This window comes from Aliirhizobium sp. YIM B11859, from assembly GCF_057163345.1.
The window spans coordinates 1,179,963-1,201,271 of record NZ_JBXHAY010000002.1 but is presented as its reverse complement, the minus strand read 5'-3'; the positions used below and the strand labels follow the sequence as shown (position 1 = coordinate 1,201,271).

19 protein-coding genes and 1 tRNA gene are annotated in these 21,309 nt (G+C 60.4%); 8 read left to right on the top strand and 12 right to left on the bottom strand.

Annotated features, from left to right (window positions below; all coding sequences use genetic code 11):
- A partial coding sequence (locus AC2GXZ_RS12035) for a hypothetical protein (RefSeq protein WP_483759365.1) occupies positions 1–193 on the bottom strand: 193 nt, incomplete at its 3' end.
- Positions 194–308: 115 nt separating this feature from the next.
- On the opposite strand from AC2GXZ_RS12035, the gene AC2GXZ_RS12030 reads away from it, so the two are divergent.
- A tRNA-Met gene (locus AC2GXZ_RS12030) sits at positions 309–385 on the top strand.
- 76 nt (positions 386–461) lie between these two features.
- Here AC2GXZ_RS12030 and AC2GXZ_RS12025 read toward each other — a convergent pair.
- The 4 genes from AC2GXZ_RS12025 to AC2GXZ_RS12010 form a co-directional block, all read right to left on the bottom strand.
- The gene (locus tag AC2GXZ_RS12025; RefSeq protein WP_483759364.1) at positions 462–1,289 is read right to left on the bottom strand and encodes an IclR family transcriptional regulator; all 828 of its coding nucleotides are present in this window, start codon (positions 1,287–1,289) and stop codon (positions 462–464) included.
- 95 nt (positions 1,290–1,384) lie between these two features.
- Positions 1,385–2,734 (bottom strand): gluconate:H+ symporter, encoded by a 1,350-nt coding sequence (locus tag AC2GXZ_RS12020; RefSeq protein WP_483759363.1) that lies wholly within the window; start codon positions 2,732–2,734, stop codon positions 1,385–1,387.
- 235 nt (positions 2,735–2,969) lie between these two features.
- Positions 2,970–4,952 carry a YjhG/YagF family D-xylonate dehydratase gene (locus AC2GXZ_RS12015; protein WP_483759362.1) on the bottom strand — a complete coding sequence of 661 codons (1,983 nt, stop codon included), beginning with the start codon at positions 4,950–4,952 and terminating at the stop codon, positions 2,970–2,972.
- Positions 4,953–4,996: 44 nt separating this feature from the next.
- A complete protein-coding gene (locus AC2GXZ_RS12010; protein WP_483759361.1) occupies positions 4,997–5,905 on the bottom strand; it encodes a dihydrodipicolinate synthase family protein in 909 nt (302 codons plus the stop codon).
- A 547-nt stretch (positions 5,906–6,452) separates the two neighbouring features.
- Between AC2GXZ_RS12010 and AC2GXZ_RS12005 the strand changes: the two genes are divergently transcribed.
- Together AC2GXZ_RS12005 and AC2GXZ_RS12000 are read left to right on the top strand one after the other, a co-directional pair.
- Positions 6,453–8,138, top strand: a complete 1,686-nt coding sequence (locus tag AC2GXZ_RS12005) for an alpha/beta hydrolase (protein WP_483759426.1) — start codon at positions 6,453–6,455, stop codon at positions 8,136–8,138.
- Positions 8,139–8,328: 190 nt separating this feature from the next.
- Positions 8,329–8,988, top strand: coding sequence for a peroxiredoxin (locus AC2GXZ_RS12000; RefSeq protein WP_483759360.1), 660 nt, complete (start codon positions 8,329–8,331; stop codon positions 8,986–8,988).
- 82 nt (positions 8,989–9,070) lie between these two features.
- Here AC2GXZ_RS12000 and AC2GXZ_RS11995 read toward each other — a convergent pair whose 3' ends face one another.
- From AC2GXZ_RS11995 to AC2GXZ_RS11965, 7 genes are all read right to left on the bottom strand, one after another.
- Entirely contained in the window at positions 9,071–9,847 is a 777-nt protein-coding gene (locus AC2GXZ_RS11995) for a siderophore-interacting protein (protein WP_483759425.1), read from the bottom strand.
- Positions 9,848–10,061: 214 nt separating this feature from the next.
- Complete coding sequence (locus tag AC2GXZ_RS11990) at positions 10,062–10,895, bottom strand: GNAT family N-acetyltransferase (RefSeq protein WP_483759359.1); 834 nt, start codon at positions 10,893–10,895, stop codon at positions 10,062–10,064.
- Complete coding sequence (locus tag AC2GXZ_RS11985) at positions 10,892–11,638, bottom strand: aspartate/glutamate racemase family protein (RefSeq protein ID WP_483759358.1); 747 nt, start codon at positions 11,636–11,638, stop codon at positions 10,892–10,894. The genes AC2GXZ_RS11990 and AC2GXZ_RS11985 overlap by 4 nt, the downstream gene beginning before the upstream one ends.
- A gap of 10 nt (positions 11,639–11,648) precedes the next feature.
- Positions 11,649–12,467, bottom strand: a complete 819-nt coding sequence (locus AC2GXZ_RS11980) for an ABC transporter permease (protein ID WP_483759357.1) — start codon at positions 12,465–12,467, stop codon at positions 11,649–11,651.
- 1 nt (position 12,468) lies between these two features.
- Positions 12,469–13,380 (bottom strand): ABC transporter permease, encoded by a 912-nt coding sequence (locus AC2GXZ_RS11975; RefSeq protein WP_483759356.1) that lies wholly within the window; start codon positions 13,378–13,380, stop codon positions 12,469–12,471.
- Between the two features lie 227 nt (positions 13,381–13,607).
- Positions 13,608–14,897, bottom strand: a complete 1,290-nt coding sequence (locus AC2GXZ_RS11970) for an ABC transporter substrate-binding protein (RefSeq protein WP_483759355.1) — start codon at positions 14,895–14,897, stop codon at positions 13,608–13,610.
- A 32-nt stretch (positions 14,898–14,929) separates the two neighbouring features.
- Positions 14,930–16,021 (bottom strand): ABC transporter ATP-binding protein, encoded by a 1,092-nt coding sequence (locus tag AC2GXZ_RS11965; RefSeq protein WP_483759354.1) that lies wholly within the window; start codon positions 16,019–16,021, stop codon positions 14,930–14,932.
- Positions 16,022–16,257: 236 nt separating this feature from the next.
- Here AC2GXZ_RS11965 and AC2GXZ_RS11960 point away from each other — a divergent pair, with 236 nt between their 5' ends.
- The 5 genes from AC2GXZ_RS11960 (at position 16,258) to AC2GXZ_RS11940 (ending at position 21,290) form a co-directional block, all read left to right on the top strand.
- Positions 16,258–16,974, top strand: a complete 717-nt coding sequence (locus AC2GXZ_RS11960; RefSeq protein WP_483759353.1) for a GntR family transcriptional regulator — start codon at positions 16,258–16,260, stop codon at positions 16,972–16,974.
- 138 nt (positions 16,975–17,112) lie between these two features.
- Complete coding sequence (locus tag AC2GXZ_RS11955) at positions 17,113–18,216, top strand: ABC transporter ATP-binding protein (RefSeq protein WP_483759352.1); 1,104 nt, start codon at positions 17,113–17,115, stop codon at positions 18,214–18,216.
- Between the two features lie 54 nt (positions 18,217–18,270).
- A complete protein-coding gene (locus AC2GXZ_RS11950) occupies positions 18,271–19,404 on the top strand; it encodes an ABC transporter substrate-binding protein (protein WP_483759351.1) in 1,134 nt (377 codons plus the stop codon).
- Between the two features lie 231 nt (positions 19,405–19,635).
- Positions 19,636–20,457 (top strand): ABC transporter permease, encoded by an 822-nt coding sequence (locus AC2GXZ_RS11945; RefSeq protein ID WP_483759350.1) that lies wholly within the window; start codon positions 19,636–19,638, stop codon positions 20,455–20,457.
- Complete coding sequence (locus AC2GXZ_RS11940) at positions 20,457–21,290, top strand: ABC transporter permease (RefSeq protein ID WP_483759349.1); 834 nt, start codon at positions 20,457–20,459, stop codon at positions 21,288–21,290. Before AC2GXZ_RS11945 ends, AC2GXZ_RS11940 begins: the two co-directional genes overlap by 1 nt.
- The last annotated feature ends 19 nt before the right edge of the window (positions 21,291–21,309 follow it).

Sequence of the window (21,309 nt, the reverse complement as noted above, 5' to 3'; positions counted from 1 at the left end):
AAGACGCGGGAGAGTAGGTCGCTGCCAGGTCTTTTAAAGGCAATGCCATAAGCGCAAATCCAGCGGATTTGTCGCGATAGTGGAAAACAATCTTCTCGACACGAAAACAAACGGCCCCTGGCCAAAACCAAAGGGTCGCCCAAAGCGACCCTTCGTCGTTTGCAGAACAGAAATGAATTGCCAAGGAAAGCACACAGGTTCCGGCCGGTGTGCCCCTTACAGGAGACAACGAGCTTCGCTCGTTGCTCCGGCACAGTCCGCCATCGCTTCTCGATGGCGGAAGCGCGCAAGCAAAAGCTTGCGCTTGGCGCGGGGTGGAGCAGCCCGGTAGCTCGTCAGGCTCATAACCTGAAGGCCGCAGGTTCAAATCCTGCCCCCGCAACCAAATCCAAAAACAAATCCCCCAAAAAAAATCCGATCAAATCCAACACACTCAACCGGACAACCCTAAAGGCCCGGGATCAACGATGCCCAAGCAGTGCCGATATCTGCTGCCCCATCTGCCGAAGCAAGCCCCTGTGACGCTCGAAATCGCCGATGTCGACGATCGTGGTCAGCGTCGAAACGCTGATCGCCGCTGCGATATCTCCCTTGTCGTTAAACAGGGGCACAGCCGCGCAGCGAACGCCGCGCACATGTTCCTGGTCGTCAATCGCATAACCCTGACCGCGCACACGCTCGATCTCTTCAAGGAAGGCCTCTTCTCCGGCAATCGATCGGGATGTCATTGCATCATAACTGTAACCGGAAAGGATCCGCTTCCTCGTCTCGACATCCTGATACGCAACAAGCACCTTGCCGATCGCCGTGCAATGCAGCGGCAATTGCCGACCGATCCGTGAATACGTGATGATCGCACAATCGCCCTCCACCTTGTCGATATAGATCCCATGCACTCCGTCAAGAACACCAAGATGCGCCGTCTGACCACTCTGCCGCGATAAATCAACCAGAAAACGCCGGCAGAGCTTGCGGATATCGATCGAATTGATGACGAAATTGCCGCGCTCGACCAGCTTCATTCCCAGCCGATATCGGCCATTTTCCTCGTTCTGGTCGATGTAGCCGCGAGCCTGGAGCGTCTTCAGCAGCGCGTGTAATGTGCTCTTGTTCAATCCGGTCAGGGCGCTGATATCGGTGATCTTGATCTCCTTGTTCTGGTCATCGAACAGGTCGAGGATCTGGAGCGCACGGTCTACGGACTGGATGATCGGCATGTCTACCCGCTCGGATGCGGCAATCCGGTGGCTGCGGTTTGCCTGGAAGCAATATGGCCCGATCCCTATCACAGCTTTACCCCCGAAGACAGGCGCGCGAGATGTCGCGCCATGCGTGGTAAAGGACAGATGACGGAAGGCGCCTGAGGCGCCTCCCGTGACGTTCTTCAGGCGATGGCCATGCTGATAAGGAGGATTACAGCAAGGCCAACCACGGAAACCAGCGTGCTGAGCACCGTCCAGGTCAGGAAGGTCTCCTTCATGCTGAGCCCGAAGAACTCTTTGAACATCCAGAATCCGGCATCATTGACATGCGATGCAATGGCGCTGCCGGCACCTGTCGCCAGCGTCACCAAGGCGAGGTTGGCCGGGTGGCCGGCAAGGACGGGAATGACCAGCCCGGCCGTCGAGATGGCTGCGACCGTGGCCGAGCCGAGCGAAATCCGCAGGATGGCGGCGACGCCCCATGCAAGAACGATCGGCGACGCGGAACTGCCGGCAAACAGCGTCGCGATATAGGCGCCGACGCCACCATCGATCAGAACCTGCTTGAAGGCCCCGCCGCCGCCGATGATGAGAAGCATCATGCCGATATGCGAGACTGCCGATCCGCAGGAGGACATCAGGTCACGCATCGGAATGTTGCGCTTCAGGCCCATCGTATAGAGCGCGACGAGGATCGAGATCAGCATCGCGGTGGAGGCATCGCCGACAAGCCGGATCAGCGCAAAGCCGGTATTGTCGGCAACCCCCGTTTCGGTCTGGACGATTGTCACGATCGTCGCGATGGACATCAGGATGACCGGCAGCATGGCGGTCAGAACGCTGATACCAAAGCCCGGCATCTCGTCGTCTGCAAATGTCTTCTGGCTGCCGATGGATTGGAGGTTGCCGATCCGCTCGTAGGCGCTCGGCACGACCCATCTGGCGATCCTGTTATAGACGGTTCCGCCAATGATGACGGCCGGGATGGCGATGATGATGCCATAGAGCAGGACCATCCCGATATTGGCGCCATATTCGCCGGCGATCACGGTCGGACCTGGATGCGGCGGCAGGAACGCATGTGTTGCCAGCAATGCGGCCACCATCGGCACGCCGAGGCGCAGCGCCGAGATCTTCATCTGTCTGGCCATGGTGAAGATGATCGGGACCAGAAGGACGAGGCCGACTTCGAAGAACAGCGCGACGCCGATGATGAAGGACGCGATGACGACGGCCCATTCGACGTTCTTCGCGCCGAACCGGTCGATCAGCGTCATGGCGATGCGCTGGGCGCCGCCGGCATCGGCAATCAGTCGGCCAAGCATCGCGCCGATACCGAAGATCAGGGCAATATGCCCGAGCATTCCGCCGATACCGCCTTCGATCGATTTGACGATCTTCGGAAAGGGGATGCCGAGCGCGACCGCAACCCCGAACGACACGATGATGAGAGACACGAAAGTGTTGAGCTTCAATTTTGTGATGAGCACGAGGAGGACGATGACCCCCGCGAGAATGATCAATAATGGCATGTTTGTTTCCTTCCCAAAACACCGCTTTCGCGGGCTGTTCCAGACACACGTACCCCTTGCCCGCCCATTGCCTGGCAGCCAATGACGTGAACCTGGATGTGCTGATGTGCGGCCGACTCCCCCGGCCGCATGGGTCCCGCCTACGGCGCCCCTGCCATCGATGGGCAAGGCGGGCCGCAGCGCGTTAGACCTTTGGCATGCCCCCGAAAACCGAATGCCTTGCGGGGATGATGCGTTAGTGAGGGACCTTTTCCGCCTTTAGCGCGGCTTGTCCCGCGGCAAGGGTGTCAAGGATCTTGTCCGCATCGTAGACGCAGCCGCCCCACGTGCCGCCGCTGGCTGCCTGAAGTGCTGCCCATAGGCGTGTGTCGTCCGGCAGGCCGGGTGCCGGCTTCAGGTCCGGATGTACCTCGCGGGCAGCAAGGACATCTGCACCTTCCTCGGGCGTCAGTGGACGATCCTCCGTGCCGAGGAAGTTGAGCGAGCCTTCCAGCTTGCGGGTATCGACGATCATTTCGACGATATCCCCGTTGCGAAGCTTGCCGATCGGCCCGCCGGCCAGCGCTTCCGGCCCGATATGGCCGACGCAGGCGCCGGTCGATACACCGGAGAAACGCGCGTCCGTCAGAAGCGAGACATATTTTCCATAGGTGAGGTGCTTCAGCGACGAGGTCAGCTGGTAGGTTTCCTCCATGCCGGTTCCCGAAGGGCCGCCGCCGATCACCACCATCGTGTCGCCGGCCTCGATACCGCCTGCCTTGATCGTGCGGATCGCCTCGCGTTCAGAGGTGAACACCTTGACCCTGGCTGTATGGCGATAGACGCCATCCTCGCCGACGACGCTGGGGTCGATTGCGGTCGACTTGATCACCGAACCTTCCGGGGCGATATTGCCGACCGGAAAGGTGATCGTCGAGGTCAGTCCGCGTTCGGCAGCCTCGGCCGGACTCATGATGACTTCCTGCGGCCGTATACCGTCCTGCTCGAACAGGATGGCCTTGAAACGGCGGCGTCGTTCCGAGTTTTCCCAGCGGTCGAGATTGGCCTTCACCGTTTCACCGGTCACCGTCAGGGCATCTTCGTGCAATAAACCGAGGTCACGCAGATGCAGCATGACTTCCGGCACGCCGCCGGCAAGGAAGGCCCGAACGGTAGGATGCGGTACCGGCCCGTTCGGCAGCACGCTGACGAGACGCGGAACCCGCCGGTTGATCTCGGTCCAGTCCTGCACCGTCGGCATCCGGCATCCCGCGGAATGGGCGATTGCCGGAATATGCAGCAGAAGGTTGGTCGACCCGCCAAAGGCGGCATGCACCATCATCGCATTCTCGATGGCCTTGTCGGTGAGGATGTCCTTGGTCGTCAGGCCGCGCTGGTGAAGCGCCTGGGCTGCCTCGGCCGATTGCCGGGCGATCTCGAGCCATACCGGTTGGCCGGAGGGAGAAAGCGCCGAATGCGGGATGGCAAGGCCCAGGCCTTCGGCGACGACCTGCGATGTGCCCGCAGTACCGAGGAACTGACAGCCTCCGCCAGGCGAGGCGCAGGCCTTGCAGCCGAGTTCCGAGGCCTCCTCGAGGCTCAGCTGGTGATTGGCGAAACGCGCGCCGATCGTCTGCACCTTGCCGGCGTCGTCGCCGCTCGTGGGTGGCAAGGTGGCACCGCCTGGAACCACGACGGTTGCCAGATCATGCATAGAGGCAAGTGCCATCATCATCGCCGGCAGACCCTTGTCGCAGGTGGCAATGCCGACCACCGCCTTGCGTGTCGGCAGCGAGCGGATCAGCCGACGCATGACGATGGCAGAATCGTTGCGATAGGGCAGGGAATCGAACATGCCCGACGTTCCCTGCGAGCGACCGTCGCAGGGGTCGCTTACATAGGCGGCATAGGGAACGCCGCCGGTTTTGGCCACTTCCTCCGCCGCAGCCCTCACCTGGTCGCCGATCTCGTAATGGCCGGTATGCATGCCGAGCGCGATCGGCTTGCCATCGGCATCGCGCAGGCCACCGGTGGTCGCGAGGATGAGAACCTCGCGACCGAGCAGCTTGGCCGGATCCCATCCCATGCCGGCATTCAGCGTCATGCCGAAAATGTCGCCGCTCGGCCGGTTGATCAGCATATCGCCGGTCAATGGCAGGGCGCCGGCCGGACCGGGAGCCTTCGTCTTAAGGTCATAGATGTCGTATTGCGTGTCGTTGTGAACGGTGTCTTTCAGCATGATGTTTCCTCCACCTGTGAATTTCTGTCCTCGACCCGTTGCGTTCAGATGATGCCGGCGTCTGTCAGCACCGCACGGGCAATCGCATTCTTCTCCTCGCCGAGCGGCGCAGCCGGCGGCAGCGAGTAGGCGGAAATGGAAAGGCCGCAGAGCTTCATGGCTTCCTTGACGACGCCGACGAAGGGTACATCGACCTTGTAGATCCGCGGCAGCTTCAAGATGGTCGCGTGCAGTGCGGCGGCCGTTGCGAGATCGCCCTGCCCGACGGCGTGGTAGATCCCCGTCGAGATATGCGGTGCGAAGTTGGCACTTGCGGAAATGGCACCATCACCACCCAGAAGCAGCGTATTGAGCAGGTGGTCGTCGTAACCGCAAAAGACGCTGAAGTCGGGATGTGCACCTTTGACGGTATCGATCATGTCGCGCAGATGCGCCACTGAATCGATCGTATCCTTGAGGCCGACAATATTGGCATGGGCATCGACCAGCCGCTTGACGAATGCCGGATAAAGATCCTGGCCGGTAAGCGCTGGAAAATTATAGAGAAGCACCGGCACATCGACGGCCTTTGCGATGGCGGAGAAATAACCGAACAGGTTGTCTTCCGTGACCTTCCAGTAATAGGGGTTGATTGCCACGACACCGCAGGCGCCGATCGACTGGGCATGCTGGCTGAGTGCCACGGCTTCACGGGTGCTGGTGCTGCCGGTACCGATCAGCATCGGAACGCGGCCTGCCGTGTAGCGGACGGCGAAGTCGGCAACCGCCAGACGTTCGTCGTGGGACATTTGCGAAAACTCGCCGCCGGTTCCCAGAAAGAATATGCCATCCACACCGGCGCCTACCAGATGGTCGATCACCAGTGCCATGCCGGCGGTATCAAACACGCCGTCATCGGTGAAGACGGTCGGAACGGGTGGGATGATACCGGAAAATTTCATCAGCTTAGACATTAAGTAAACCCCTTCGTAAGGCGGCACGGCCATCACATGCGGAGCGCTCGCCTGTTAGAAATCGTTCATATGTTCCACATTATAGAACTGCGTTCTGAACGATTCGAATGTAGCCGAGGCCTGATAGCTCGGCATTGGCAAACGCCATTCCGAGGCGCTATGTCGCATTGAGCACGCTGGGGAAGGTCAGGCTCGGCTGAGGTCATCCATTGACGCGGCCGATGCTGGCGACAGGGATGCAAACGGCCTTGAGCGAAAGGCCGCCATTCCTGCAATCAGGCTCAAGCCGGCCAGTCGCTGCGTGCAGGTGGTGAATTATCGGTGTTCTCACCGCCATACTTCTGCACAATGCACTATTGATACGGTCCTGACCAAAGCAGCTGAGTCTGCGGCCATCCTGGTCGGCTCGCCAGAATAAGAAGCCGTGTGCTACATGCGGCGCGGAAAAGAACCGGAGCCGCCTATGACCGCGGGAGAGATCGCCAAACCGTACCAGATCCCTCAATCCGCCAGGAGCGGCATTGCAGCGTTGATCGCACCGCCGTCCATGACGGGCCTTGTATTTGGTTCGCTGCTTTTCGCCGCTGCATTGACCCCGAGCCTCATCCCGCGCGATCATCTTTCTCAGGGTGGGCTCGCCGGCCTTTGCCTTTCCGCCGGTTACGGTATCGGCACGGCGCTGGCCTGGCTGTGGGGTTTTCTCGGCATGCCCGATGCCCGGAGATGGTCGAGGCCTTTCAATATAGGTCTGGCGTTTTTCTGTATCGCCATCCTTGTCACGGCACTTGCACATTCGGCCGGCTGGCAGAATTCGGTGAGGGCGGTGATGGGGATGCCCCCGGTCGACACGGCGCATCCGTTCGTGGTCTGCACCATTGCGCTTCTCCTGTTCGTCACCTTGCTGGCGGTTGCGCGTCTGGTTGCCGCGCTGGCGAGACTGCTTGACCGGTGGATGCGCAGATATGTGCCTGCAAGGCTTGCGACGCTGCTGTCGATCGCATTGACTGCCTTTGTCGTCTGGTCTGTGGCGAGCGACGTTCTGGCGCGATCGGTTTTTCGGCTACTGGATTCCTCCTTTCGGACCTATGACGCACTGATCGAACCCGATGCTCCTCAGCCAACACAAGACGGCCGGACTGGAAGCCAAACCTCGCTGGTCGACTGGAACGAACTCGGGCGCATGGGGCGCCGCTTTGTCGCCTCCGGGCCGGATGCCGGGGAGATTGCCGCATTGACCGACCGACCGGCAATGCAGCCGATTCGGGTTTATGTCGGTCTCCAGTCCGGCCAGACACCGGAGGAACGGGCGCGTCTTGCGCTTGATGAACTGAAACGTCAGGGAGGTTTTGATCGTTCGGTCCTGGTCGTCATCACGCCGACGGGGACCGGCTGGGTCGATCCTTCGGCGATCAATTCCGTCGAATACCTGCATGACGGGGATATCGCCAGCGTCGCCGTGCAATATTCCTATCTCAGCAGTCCGCTCTCGCTGCTTGCCCAATCCGAATATGGTGCCGAGACGGCACGGGCGCTGTTCGTCGAAGTCTATGCCTATTGGACCACCCTGCCCAAGGACAGGAGACCGAGGCTCTATCTGCATGGGCTCAGTCTCGGAGCGCTGAACTCGGAAAAATCTGCGAGCGTCTTCGAGATGATCGGTGATCCGATAAATGGCGCGCTATGGAGTGGCCCTCCCTTCGTCACACCTCAGTGGCGTACCCTCAGCCGGGAACGAAATGCAGGCTCGCCCCTGAGATTGCCGCAGTTTCGCGACGGCCGGCTGGTGCGGTTCATGAACCAGCAGGGGTTCGCTTCTGAAAGCACTGCCGACGATGGAACCCCATGGGGACCCATGCGGCTCGTCTATCTGCAATATGCAAGCGACGCGATCGTCTTTTTCGATGACAGGGATTTCTACCGCGCGCCGGACTGGATGAAGGAACCGCTCGGGCCGGACGTCTCGCCCGACTTGCGATGGCATCCGATCGTCACGGCATTGCAACTGGGGCTCGACATGCTCCTGGCCGCCGGAACGCCTCCGGGCTTCGGCCATGTTTACGCGCCGGAACATTACGTCGATGCCTGGATGGCGGTGACCGATGTGAAAGGCTGGTCTCCGATGCAGGTCGGTGCCCTCAAGCACCTGCTTTCCCGACATGCGGCCTGCGACGGACGCCCATGCGAAGATATCGAAAAAAATGATGGCGAGGCCTATCAGGGACGCGGTGGCTGAGAAGCCGACACGCAGAGAAGAAATCATCTGTGATCGGCGCTTGACCTCGACCCCGTCCGTGGAGAATTATCTCGCCGGTTTCCCCTTATATAAGCGAGTTTATTTCCATAGCCGACAGTGAACGGAGCAATATGGAACTCCTTTTTGCGCCGGTTTTGCGGTTCAATCATTCATCCAACGGAGAATTAAGATGAGCCTACGTATCAACGACATCGCTCCCGATTTTCAGGCTGACACGTCCAAGGGACCGATATCCTTCCACGAATGGATCGGCGATAACTATGCCGTCCTGTTTTCTCACCCCAAGAACTTTACACCCGTCTGCACGACCGAACTCGGTACGATGGCCGGTCTTGCAGGTGAATTCACCAAACGTGGCGTCAAGATCATCGGCATTTCCGTCGATCCGGTCGAGAGCCACGAGAAGTGGAAAGGCGACATCAAGACAGCAACCGGCTTCGAGGTGGATTACCCGCTGATCGGCGACAAGGATCTCAAGGTCGCCAAGCTTTATGACATGCTGCCGGCCGGTGTCGGCGAGACGTCGGAAGGCCGCACGCCGGCCGATAACGCCACGGTCCGTTCGGTTTTCGTCATCGGCCCGGACAAGAAGATCAAGCTTGTCCTCACCTACCCGATGACGACCGGCCGCAACTTCGACGAAATATTGCGTGCGATCGACTCGATCCAGCTGACTGCCAAGCATCAGGTTGCGACGCCGGCCAACTGGAAACAGGGTGATGACGTCATCATCACCGCTGCCGTGTCGAACGAAGATGCCATCCAGCGCTTCGGCTCCTTCGATACCGTGCTGCCCTATCTGCGCAAGACCAAGCAGCCGACGGCCTGAGCAGTCTCATCGTCAAAAGAAAAAGGGGAGCTTCAGCTCCCCTTTTTATGCCGGTCAGTCAACAGAACCGCGCAAGTGGCGGTCAGTCTATGGTCTTCATGCTTGAATCAGCGAGGCCGCGGGTCCAGTAGCCGGCTGCCTTGAGCCAGGGAAGCGGGTGGTTGCGGCTTGCCGTCAGATAGGTCTTGACCGCCCGTGCGACCGACGCTTCGGCGGCCACCCAGACGAATGTATCGGCTGTCAGCTCGACCCGTTCGAGCGCTTCGATGATCGGTGCGGCGTCCGTGACTGCAGAAGCGGGGCGGTGAAGCCAATGCATGTCCACCTTGGCCGTGCTTGCAAACTGCTGCTCTTCGTCCTTGCCCGTCACCGCCGCGATGCAGGTGATCAGGTCGCCGGGCTGAGCTTCCTCGATACGGCGGCCGATCGCCGGAAGGGCTGTTTCGTCGCCGACCAGAACCCACCGGGTGACGCCGGACACGACGGCAGAGCCGCGCGGCCCTGCAATGGTCACCGTCATGCCGGGTCTTGCTTCCAGTGCCCATTTGGTCGCAGGCCCCGCCTCGTGGACGGCAAAGTCGAGCACCAGCCGGCCGGCGGCGTTGTCATAGGACCGTGGTGTGTAGTCGCGCATCTCCATCTCGCCGCCAGCGCCGGGAACGATGACCTTCACATGGTCGTCGGCACCGAGGCTGGTAAAGTCCGAAAGCGGCTGGCCACTGAGTATGATACGCAGCATCTGCGGGGTCAGGTAATCGACTGAATCGACCGTCAGCTCGCGCCGCTTGAGTTCATGCCGTACGCGGTCGATGACGGGATATGCCGGGGAAGTGGAGGGTTGAGCGGATACGTTGTCCATCATGGTCTTGTCCTTTTCAAACGCATCCACCGTCTGCCGGACATGACCGCGCAGACCGATGGATACCCGATCGATCCTGCGCGTTGATTGACGTGAACGCTTACGTGCCGAGGCTTCGCTTTGGCAGTAGAAACGGACCTATCGCGCCTGTCGGGCGCAAGCAAGCAGGTCGGTAAAAAATCTTTCGTGAATTACTCATATTAATGGACGGATGTCAGCCCAGCTCGAGTGTCGTCACCCCGAACACGCCGGCAATATCGAAGACCGGAGGGGTTCGGCGATACATGCGCTTTGTCTGGAACCCCCTTTCAAATCCGTAGCTTTCGAGAATGGCCGAAAACTCGGCCTGCCGCACCGGCACGTCGATATGGAAGGTTTCATCGGTCGCCTCCGACGCGCAGGCGAGCAGCAGCGCCGCAGCGGTTGCCGCGTCGGCGGCGAATAACGGCCCTATCTTCAGCCCCTCATTGCATCGGCGCAATACGGCATATCCTTCGACGATACCGTTGCGGATGAATGTTTTCGTCAGCCTCGGCGGTTTCAGCCACTCTTGGATGAAGCCTTGGCGGTCACCGGCAAAATGCAGGCTATCGAATTGGATCACCGCCGGAACATTCACCTCTTCCAGCATCTGGATATCCGGGCCGATCTTGCCGTCGAGTTTTCCGCTCCAGCGAAAAGTGCCGTAATCCGCTGAAAATCCCATGCTGCGGTAATTGGCCTGCTGCTCGGGCACGCCGTCGAGCCCGATCGTGCGGCCGACCAGATGCGCCATGCCGGCATCCCAGACCTGTCGGCCGTAACCTTGCCCCCGAAAATCCGGATGGCAGATATAAAGGCCGATAAAGCCGAAGTCGCTGCCGTAGCGGACGGCCGAAATCCCCGCGGCCATCATCCCGTCGACGAAGCAGCCGATAAAGCCCGTGGGATCGGCAGCAAGAAATGCCTTTGCATCGGCCAGACCCGGATTCCAGCCTTCCGCCATTGCCCACGAGAGAAGTCTTTCGACCTCGACAAGCGTGAGCGGGCGGATCACCACCGCTGTCATGGGCCGGCAAGCCTTCCGGGCTCGAAGGCGTCCATCATGCCGCGATAGGGTTTGGAGATCGGTGTCGCATAGGCGCCGCTTTTGCCGGTCGAAAGGCCAAGCGTCACCAGCATTTCCGCCTGTTTCACCGCCGCCGCCACGCCATCGACGACCGGAACGCCGAATTCGGCCCTCAGCTCTGCCGTCAGATCCGCCATGCCGGCGCAGCCGAGCACGATCGCTTCCGCCCGATCCTCCTTTAGCGCCAGCGTGATCTCGGCCCGCAGCCGGTCGCGGGCATTGGAATTGGGGTCTTCCAGTGACAGGACCGGAATGTCGGCGGCCCGCACCTTGCAGCGTGACGACATGCCGTAACGATAGACCAGATGTTCGAGCGGCAGCCGCGAGCGCTCCATGGTTGTGACGATGGTGAATTTCTGCGCGATGAAGGCGGTGGCGGAAACCGCTGCCTCGCAGATGCCGATCACCGGGATATCGGCAAGCGCCCGTGCCGCATCGAGCCCGGTATCGTCGAAACAGGCGATCACCACCGCATCCGCGCCAGCCTTCTCACCCGCCGCGATCTCTTTCAAAAGGCCCGGAATGGCGAAGACCTCGTCGTAATATCCTTCGATCGATACCGGCCCCATTGAAGAGGTCTGGGCAAGGATCTCTGTTTCGCGGCCGGCGACACGCCGTGCCGAGTCCGCGATCGTCGCGGTCATGCTGGCGGTCGTGTTTGGATTGATGACGAGAATGCGCATGGCTGTAACTTTACGAACGCTGGCGACGGCGGTTGAGATGGATGATCAGCCCGAGCGTGCCGGCAATCACCAGGAAGGAGAAGATCGTCGTGACGGTGCCGAGCGCATAAAGAACTGGCGTCGTCACGTTGGTGGTCATGCCGTAGATTTCGAGCGGCAGCGTGTTGAATGATCCCGCCGTCATCAGCGTGCGGGCGAACTCGTCATAAGACAGCGTGAAGCCGAACAGGCCGACACCGATCAGGCTCGGCGCGATCATCGGCAGCACGACGTTGGAGAATGTCTGCCACGACGAGGCACCAAGGTCTCGCGCCGCCTCTTCATAAGCCGGCGAAAAGCGGTTAAACACCGCAAACATGATCAGCACGCCGAACGGCAGTGTCCAGGTCAGATGCGCACCGAAGGCCGACGAATACCAGGCGGGCTGCAGCCCGAGCTGGTTGAACAACACGCCGATGCCGAGCGACACGATGATCGACGGCACGACAAGGCTCGCGACCGCCAGATAGAACAGCGCGGTCGCGCCGATGAACTTGCGGCGAAACGCAAGGCCGGCCAGCAGCGACACGACGACGGTCACCGCCATCACCATGATGCCGAGCATGGCTGAGCGCCGGAACGACCCGCCGAAATCGCCGACCGCCTGGGTTTCGAACAGATTGGCGAACCAGCGCAGCGACACGCCGTTGAGCGGGAAGGTCAGGCCGCCATTCGGTCCCTGGAAGGAGAGGATCAGGATCGCCGACAGCGGGCCATACAGAAACAGCACGAAGACGGCAAAGAAGATGGCGAGAATGTAGAATTCGCGGGAGCGTTTTTCGCGGTACATCTTAAAGCTCCTTGCGGATGTCGACGATGCGCAGGATGCCCGCGACCATCAGCAGGACGAGCACCAGCAGCACGACGGCGTTCGCCGCCGCTGCCGGATATTGCAAGAGCGACATCTGGTTCTTCATCATCAGCGCCACGGATGCGCTCTGGCCGCCCGACATCACCTGCACGGTGGAAAAATCGGCCATGACCAGCGTCACGACGAAGATCGTGCCGATCGCCATGCCGGGTTTGGCAAGCGGAATGATGACATTGGAGAGGATCTGCCAGGAGGTGGCACCCGCATCGCGCGCCGCCTCGACCAGTGATTTGTCGATGCGCATCAGCGTGTTGAAGATCGGCGTCACCATGAACAGTGTATAGAGATGCACCATGGCGAGCACGACCGCGAAATCGGAATAGAGCAGCCATTCCACCGGTTCCGATACTACGCCCGATCCGACCAGCGCCGAATTGATCAGCCCGTTGCGGCCGAGAACCGGGATCCACGAGATCATCCGGATGATGTTGGACGTCAGGAACGGCACGGTGCAGATCAAAAACAGCACCATCTGCATCGACGTTGTGCGAATATGGAAGGCAAGGAAATAGGCGACCCAGAAGCCGATGACGAGCGTGATCGCCCAGACCATGACGGCATATTTCAGCGTGTTGAGATAGGTTTTCCAGGTGACCCAGGAGCCGAGCGTTTCGGCATAATTCATCGTCAGGAAGTCGGGATACATCTGGGCGAAATCATAGTCCCAGAAGCTGACGACGGCGATCATCAGGATCGGCAACAGGAGAAAGAAGCCGAGGATAAGCGCCAGCGGCACCGACTGCAGATAGGAGATGACGGCAAGCGGCAGGCGAAAGCTCTTCGGCCGCACCCGCCCTGCATTTTCCGTCTCCGATGATGTGATCGTCGCCATTATCGCTCCCTGGGTTTGCCGGTTTCCTGTCGGCGCAAGATTGCCCCTCATCCGCCTGCCGGCACCTTCTCCCCGCAGGCGGGGCGAAGGAGGCGAGCCGCGACGTCTCCGTCTCTCGCCGGCTTTGAGAGAGGCACGTCCCCTCTCCCCGTTTACGGGGAGAGCTGGAGCGCAGCTTGCCGCGCTCTGGGTGAGGGGCAGCTATTTTGGCGCTGCCACAGGCTTTTTTAAGCCGCGATGAACTCGTTCCAGCGGCGGACCATGTAGCGGTCTTCGTCCATCACCGAGTTCCAGCATGCGACATGGCCCATGCGTTCCTCGAACGAGCCGCCGTCGCGAACGGCGCCGGCCTTTTCCATCACCTTGCCTTCCGGTGAAAGGATGTCGCCCTTGGCCGACTTGCCTTCGATCCAGTAACCCCATTCGTCTTCCGACATGAAGCCCTTGGCGGTGTCCATGCAGGCGGAATAATAGCCCTGGCGGTTCAGGTAGGCGCCGACCCAGCCGGACGTGTACCAGTTGATATATTCATAGGCCGCGTCGAGCTCGGCGCCCTTGAGATGCGAGGCGAGGCCGAGACCACCGCCCCACGAGCGATAACCTTCCTTGAGCGGCTGGAACTTGCAGGCAATGCCCTTGGAGCGGACGGCGGCAACGGCCGGCGACCACATCGACTGGATGACGACTTCGCCTGATGCCATCAGGTTGACCGACTCGTCGAAAGACTTCCAGAAGGCGCGGAACTGGCCGGACTGCTTGGTCTTGATCAGGAAATCGATCGTCTTATCGATTTCCGCCTTCGTCATGTTGCCCTTGTCGGCATATTTCAGCTGGCCCGACGCTTCCATGATCATCGCGGCATCCATGATGCCGATCGACGGGATGTTGAGGATCGCCGTCTTACCCTTGAATTTCGGGTCGAGAATATCGGCCCAGGTGGTGATCTCGCGGCCGACCAGGTCCGGACGAATGCCGAGCGTATCGGCATTGTAGATCGTCGGCATCATTGTGAACCACTGGGTCTCTTCCTTGGCGAACGTCTTGTCTCCGGCCTTTTCGACGAAACCCACCGTGTGCGGCGCCGTGCCCTGGGCGATCACGCTGTCGGCCTTCAGCTTGCCGTTCTTGAACAGCGGAACGACCTTGTCGTAATATTTCAGCTTCTTGGTATCCATCGGCTGGATCACGCCGGCGGCATAAACCTTCTTCAGGATCCAGTATTCGATGTCGGCGATGTCGTAGGACTTCGGCTGGGTCACGGCGCGCTGGGCGGCGGCGTCCGAATCGGTTGCCGTCATTTCCAGCGTGATGCCGAGATCGGCTTTGCACTTCTCGGCGATCGCGTTGATGTTGGACACGCCGGTGCCGAACTGGCGAAGCGTGATCGGGTTCTGCGCCCAGATGGTCGGAAAGCCGGTAATCGCACCCGAACCGGCGGCAAGGCCGGCAGCGGCCGATGCCGTCTTCAGCAGCGAGCGGCGGGAGATGCCCTTGGCCGTCTTCTTGGTATCCGTCATGTCAGTTCTCCTCTTGAGGTTTGTTTTTGGTTTCAGTGCTGCAGTCGGCCGAGGACCAAGGCGTCCTCGCGTTCCCAGAAAAGCGGAATCGCATCGCCTACCTTCACCGGATTGGCGAAATAGTCCCTGTCGCTGAGGATGGCGGTGAAGTCTTCGACACCAGCGCCGTTGACGGTGAGCTTCACCGAGGATCCACGATATTCGACGTTGGAGACGGAACCGGTAAAGCCCAGTCCCTTCTCTGTCACGGGTCCGACACGGACGTGATCGGTGCGGATCGCAATATCTGCGGTATCGGTGAGGCCGGCGGTTTCGGCACCGATGGCGAGGAAATCGCCGCCGGCCGGCACCGAGATCATCAGCTCGTCACCCTGGCTTTTTGTCACCCGGCCGGAAATCACGTTGTGATCGCCCATGAACTTGGCGACGAAGGCCGTTGCCGGCTTTTCGAACACGACACGCGGATGGGCGGCCTGCTCGATGCGACCATCGTTCATGATGACGATGATATCGGCCAGCGCCATCGCCTCTTCCTGGCTGTGGGTCACATGTACGAAAGTGATGCCGAGCGAGGTCTGCAGCTTCTTCAGTTCCGCCCGCATGCGGATCTTCAGGAACGGGTCGAGCGCCGACAGCGGCTCGTCGAGCAAAAGCGCTTCCGGATCGGTGATCAGCGCCCGGGCCAGCGCCACGCGCTGCTGCTGGCCGCCGGAAAGCTGCGCCGGCCGGCGTGTCGCATAGGCTTCGAGCTGCATCAGCTTCAGCATGTCCATCGCCTTGGCGCGACGTTCGTCTTTTTCGATCCCCTTCATCTTCAGGGAGAAGGCGACATTGTCGACCAGGTCGAGATGGGGAAACAGCGCATAGGACTGGAACATCATCGCGGTGCCGCGCCTGGCCGGCGGCAGGTCGGTGACAACCGCATTGCCGAGCCGGATATCGCCGGTCGAAATCGATTCGTGGCCGGCGATCATCCGCAGCGTCGAAGTCTTGCCGCAGCCGGACGGGCCGAGCAGGCAGCAATAGGTTCCCGCCGGGATCTTCAAGCTGATTTCATGGACGGCCGTGGTGGCGCCATAGATCTTCGAAACGGATACGATGTCTATTTCAGCGGCTTTGCTCATAGGCATTCTCCTGCGACGTTTTGGATATGCAGGTGTCGTGCCAGTTCGCTTTGCCATTGAAGTGAAAGGATATTCCCGAGGAGGCTTCGGGAGTATCCTTCAGGTTGCGCAAATTTGCAGCGATCGTTTTCGATCCTTGTTTAAATTGTATGCAATCTTGATGCTGGATTGCAAAACATCCCACTATGCAGGGAGGTGTCCCGCAGGTTAGGATGAAGCATGCCGGACGAAACGCCATGACCCTGCTTGAAACGATCCCATCCTCTCTGGAACAGCCAATTGAAGATCGCGCGCTGGCGATCCGCGAATCCCTGCGCAACGCCATCATTGATCGGCGGCTCGCTCCCGGCACAAAACTGTCGGAAGCCGAGGTCGGCGCTTTGTTCGATGTCAGCCGCACGGTGGCGCGGGCGGCGCTTCAGATGCTGACTTTCGAGGGCCTGGTAAAAACCGAGCGCAACCGCGGCGCCTTCGTCTCCAACCCGTCTCCGGATGAAGCACGGCAGATTTTTTCCTCCCGCCGCCTGATCGAGCCCGGCATCGTCGCCGGCGCGGTCGAGCGTATCACGTCGGACGATATCAGCCGTTTCCGCGAGCAGCTTATCGAGGAAGAGCGTTACATGAACGAGCGCGGTCCTGCCGCGCGCCGGGCTGAAATCAAGGCATCCGGCGATTTCCATCTGATGCTGGCGTCCGTTGCCGGCAACGCGATACTTCAGCGATTCATGGACGAACTTGTCGCCCGCTCGTCGCTGGTCATCGCGCTTTATGGTCGTTCCGGCGTGTCGAGTTGCGGCCACAGCGAACATTTCGCCATTCTCGACCTGATCGAGAAAGGTGACGCCAAGCGGGCCGCCGACCTGATGCTTCATCACATCGATCACATCGAAGCCGATCTCGACCTGCAGCCGAAACAGGGTGTGGGGCTGAAGGACGCGCTGTTTCTCGGTTGATTCCGACCGCTTTCGGCTAGGCCTTCTTCCCACGCGGCAAACTTATTCGTTCAGCCGTCATCACTGTCATGTGGCTGTAAAACTCCCGCTCTAAGAAGCTGCTCACGAATTGCACGGCTGTGCAAAATGGGGGGCATTATGGTTGAAGTCGGTTTTCTTGAATTGCAGGGCGTTGCAAGCCGTTATGGCGCAACGCAAGTGCTCAGGGATATCGACCTGTCGATTGCCAAGGGCGAGTTCGTCGCACTGCTCGGTTCGTCCGGCTGCGGCAAGACCACTCTGCTGCGCCTGATCGCCGGTTTCAACAGTCCGACATCCGGCGCGGTGCGTGTTCGCGACCGGGATGTTGCCCATCTGCCGCCGGATAAACGCGGCATGGCGCTGGTTTTCCAGTCCTACGCGCTCTGGCCGCATATGACGGTTGCCCAGAATATCGGCTATGGCTTGAAACTGAAGGGCTTGCCCCGTGGCGAGATCGCCGAAAAAGTCGCCGCTATGCAGGCGCTGCTCGGTCTTGGCGGGCTTGAGGCCCGTAAGCCAGCAGCGCTGTCCGGCGGCCAGCGCCAGCGCGTCGCGCTCGGCCGGGCACTCGCCATCGATCCCGAGATCCTGCTGCTCGACGAACCGCTGTCCAATCTCGATGCCCGTATCCGGCTTACCGTGCGCCATGAATTGCGCGCGCTGCAGAAAAGGCTCGGCATCACCGCCATCCACGTCACCCATGACCGCGAAGAGGCGATGGTCATGGCCGACCGGATCGTCATTCTCGATGCCGGCCGCATCGCCCAGCAGGGCACGCCGGAAGAAGTCTTCAACAAACCGGCTTCGTCCTTTGTTGCCGCCTTCATGGGCGCCGAAAACCTTCTGTCGCTGGAGGGCGTGCGCGAGGGCGATGAATTCGTTATCGCCGCCGGCCCCGCCAATGCCGCGACCGCCGTTCCGCTTGCCGCCCGTCCGCTGGTTTCAGGCACGGTCGAGGCCCGTTTTCGCCCAGAAGCCGCTCGCCTTCATGCCGATGCGCAATCTGCTCTCGCCGCATCGGCTCCTGGTTCTTCCGGCATCGTCTTTCACGGCACTGTCGCAGCCGTCAGTTATCCCGGTGGCCATTGGCGCCATGTGGTGATGCTGGGCGCCGATGGTGACCATCGCGAAATCCTGGCGGATGCCGATCGCGCCTTTGTGCCGGGTGATCGCGTTGCCGTGCATGTGCCGGCGGACGCCCTGTTTCTGTTCAATGCCTGAGTTTCGATACCTGCAATTTTCCATTCAACAATCTCTACTCCACGGAGAAACACCATGAAGAGACTGTCCTACGCCGCCTTCGCAGTCGCCTTCGCGGCCCTGCCGGTTCATGCTGAAGAGCTGACGGTAGCCACCGCCGGCGACCAGAACATGGTCGATTATATCAACCAGTATCTCGGCCCGTTGTTCGAAAAGACCTATCCGGGCGATACCGTTCGCGCCATCGGCACCGGTCCGGGTGATTCTGGCTCGCAGAAGCTGCTTGAGCGCTTCGATGCCCAGGCAGCCGCCAAGGCCGAGAAGTGGGATGTCGATGTTGCCGTCGTCCACGAAAAATTCGTCGGCCCGATGGTCACCAAGGGTTACCTCGACAAGTACCGCTCCGATATCGACACCGGCAAGCTGGTTTCCCGCGACAACGCCAAGATGGCGCTCGGCACCAATGTCGACGGTTACGTCATGCCGATGTTCAACAGCCAGACGGCAATCGCCTACAACCCGGCACTCGTCCCGAACCCGCCGAAGTCCTATGCGGAACTCGCCGACTGGGCCAAGGCCCATCCGAAGCAGTTCGGTTATAACGGCATCAAGGGCGGTGCTTCCGGCGTTTCCTTCGTCATGGGCTGGATCTACGCCTTCGGCGGCGGTGATGCCACCATGCTGATGAACGGTCCGTTCAAGGAAGACGAAACCAAGAAGTGGGATGCTGCCTTCAAGAGCCTCGCCGACTTCACCACCAATGCGACTTTGACCCCTGGCAATGCCGGCACGCTCGATCTTCTCGCCCGCGGCGAAATCGCCATGGGTCCGGTCTGGGTCGACATGTTCTATTCCTGGCAGGCCAGCGGCCAGCTGCCGCCGACCATGAAGCTCGTCCTGCCGGCTCCGGGCATGCCGGGTCAGCCGATGCACTATGTCGTGCCGGAAAAGGCTGCCCACAAGGCGCTGGCTGAAAAGTTCATTGCGCTCGCCACCAGCCCCAAGGTTCAGGCCGAAGGCATCGTCAAGCGCTTCAACTGGTATCCGGGCATCGACGCCGACAAGGTCAAGGCCGAGCTCGACGACGCCACCTGGAACAAGCTGTTCGTCGACATCTCGCCGGAAGATCTCGCCACCAAGGGCAAGCCTTTCCCGATCGCTCCCTACAACACCGCGATCCTCGAAGCGTATGAAAAGTCTGTGAAGTAAGCGCAAGCCAGCCGCGTCTGAACTCGCGTCTGCCCCTCATCCGCCTGCCGGCACCTTCTCCCCGCAAGCGGGGAGAAGGCCAAGCCGTACCATCTCACTCTTCATCGGCGCCGGCGCGGGGCACGTCCCCTCTCCCCGCCTGCGGGGAGAGGGTTAGGGTGAGGGGCAGCCGCCAACTGCAATGATCGGCCATCCGGCAGACCACGCGCAGAACTTTCATCGAGTCCGAAAATGCAAAAACGTCTCCTCGGTCTGATCCTTGTCGCACCCGCCCTGGCGGTGATCATCTTCCTGTTCATTCTGCCGCTCGTCATGTCGGCGGTCGGTGCGTTCCAGGTCGATGGTGCCTTCGGCCTCGGCAATTTCGTCAAGACCCTGGACCTCTACACCAAGGATATCGTTTTCACCGTTGTGATCGTCGGGCTTTCGACCATCCTCATCGGCCTGTTTTCGATCGCCATCGGCGGTTATCTCACGCTTGGCGAAAACCCCAGGGCGGTTGCCATCCTGCGGTTTCTGTATCGTTGGCCGATGTTCATACCCTTCATCGTCGTCGGCCAGGTCATGCGCACCTTCCTCGCCAAGACCGGCATGATGAACAATGTCGCCACCAATCTCGGTTTGCTGTCGCCGCTTGATGCCACGAGCTATCTCGACTGGCGCGGCATCGTCATTGCTTTCGTCTGGAAACAGACGCCCTTCGTTGCCCTGCTCGTTGCCGGCGCCATGGCGTCGCTCAACCGGGAGACCATCGATGCCGCCCGCAATCTCGGCGCCTCGAAACTGCGCGTCCTCATCGAAATCATTGTGCCACAGGTCGCCATGACGGTGACGGTCGGCCTTATTCTTTCCTTCGTCACCATGATGTCGGTTCTGTCGGTACCGCTGATGATCAACGCCCAGTCGCCCACCATGATTACCGCGGATATCGCCTTCCGGGTCAATTCCTACGGCGATTATGGTGTCGCCAACGCGCTCGGCCTCGTGTCGCTGCTGCTGTCATCTTGTGTCGCCTGGATCTATCTGAAGGCCAGCCTGAAGGAGCGTGCGTGATGGCGGCTTTGAGAGCGAACCACACCCTCGTCAACGCGCTCTGGTGGGTGCCCAGAGGCATCGTCTTCGGCACGCTTGCCTTTTTCATCTTCGGTCCGCTGCTCAACCTGCTGCTCTGGACGGTGGCGGAAAAGTGGTATTTCCCCTACAGCCTGCCGCTCGAATATGGCTTCAGCAACTGGGCCAAGGTTTTTGCCCCGCGCGGCGGAGCGCTGGAATCGCTCGGCAACTCGATCCTCGTCGCATTGCTGACAGTTGTCGTGGCGCTCGCTCTGGCGGTGCCCGCAGGTTATGCGCTGGCGCGGCTGAAACTGCCCTTCCGCGGCCTGATCCTGCTCGCTTTCCTGATTCCGCAGGCATTTCCGAACCTCACGGTCTACGTCAATATCGCCCGCATCTTTTACGAGATCGGTCTGAACGGCACGATCCCGGGCGTGGTCCTCGTTCATGTCTCGCATGGTCTCGTTTATGCTGTCTGGATAGCCACCGCCGCCTTTTCGTCGATCGACGTGGAGCTCGAACAGGCCGCCCGCAATATCGGCGCCGGCGCCATGCGCACCTTTATGGACGTCACCCTGCCGCTTGCAGCTCCGGGCCTGATGGCAAGCGCGATCTTCGTTTTTCTCGAAAGCCTGGATGAGTTCACCGGCAGCTATTTCGTCGGCGCGCCTGACGTCAATATGCTTCCGCTCCTGCTCTACACCGCCGGTTCGGGCGGCAATTACCAGATTGCATCCATCACCGCTCTGCTGTTGCTCATTCCCTCGCTGATCTTCATGGCGGTGGTCGAGCGTTTCCTGAGGGCCGATGTTCTTTCCAAAGTGGGGCACTGACGGATCATGAGGGACGAAA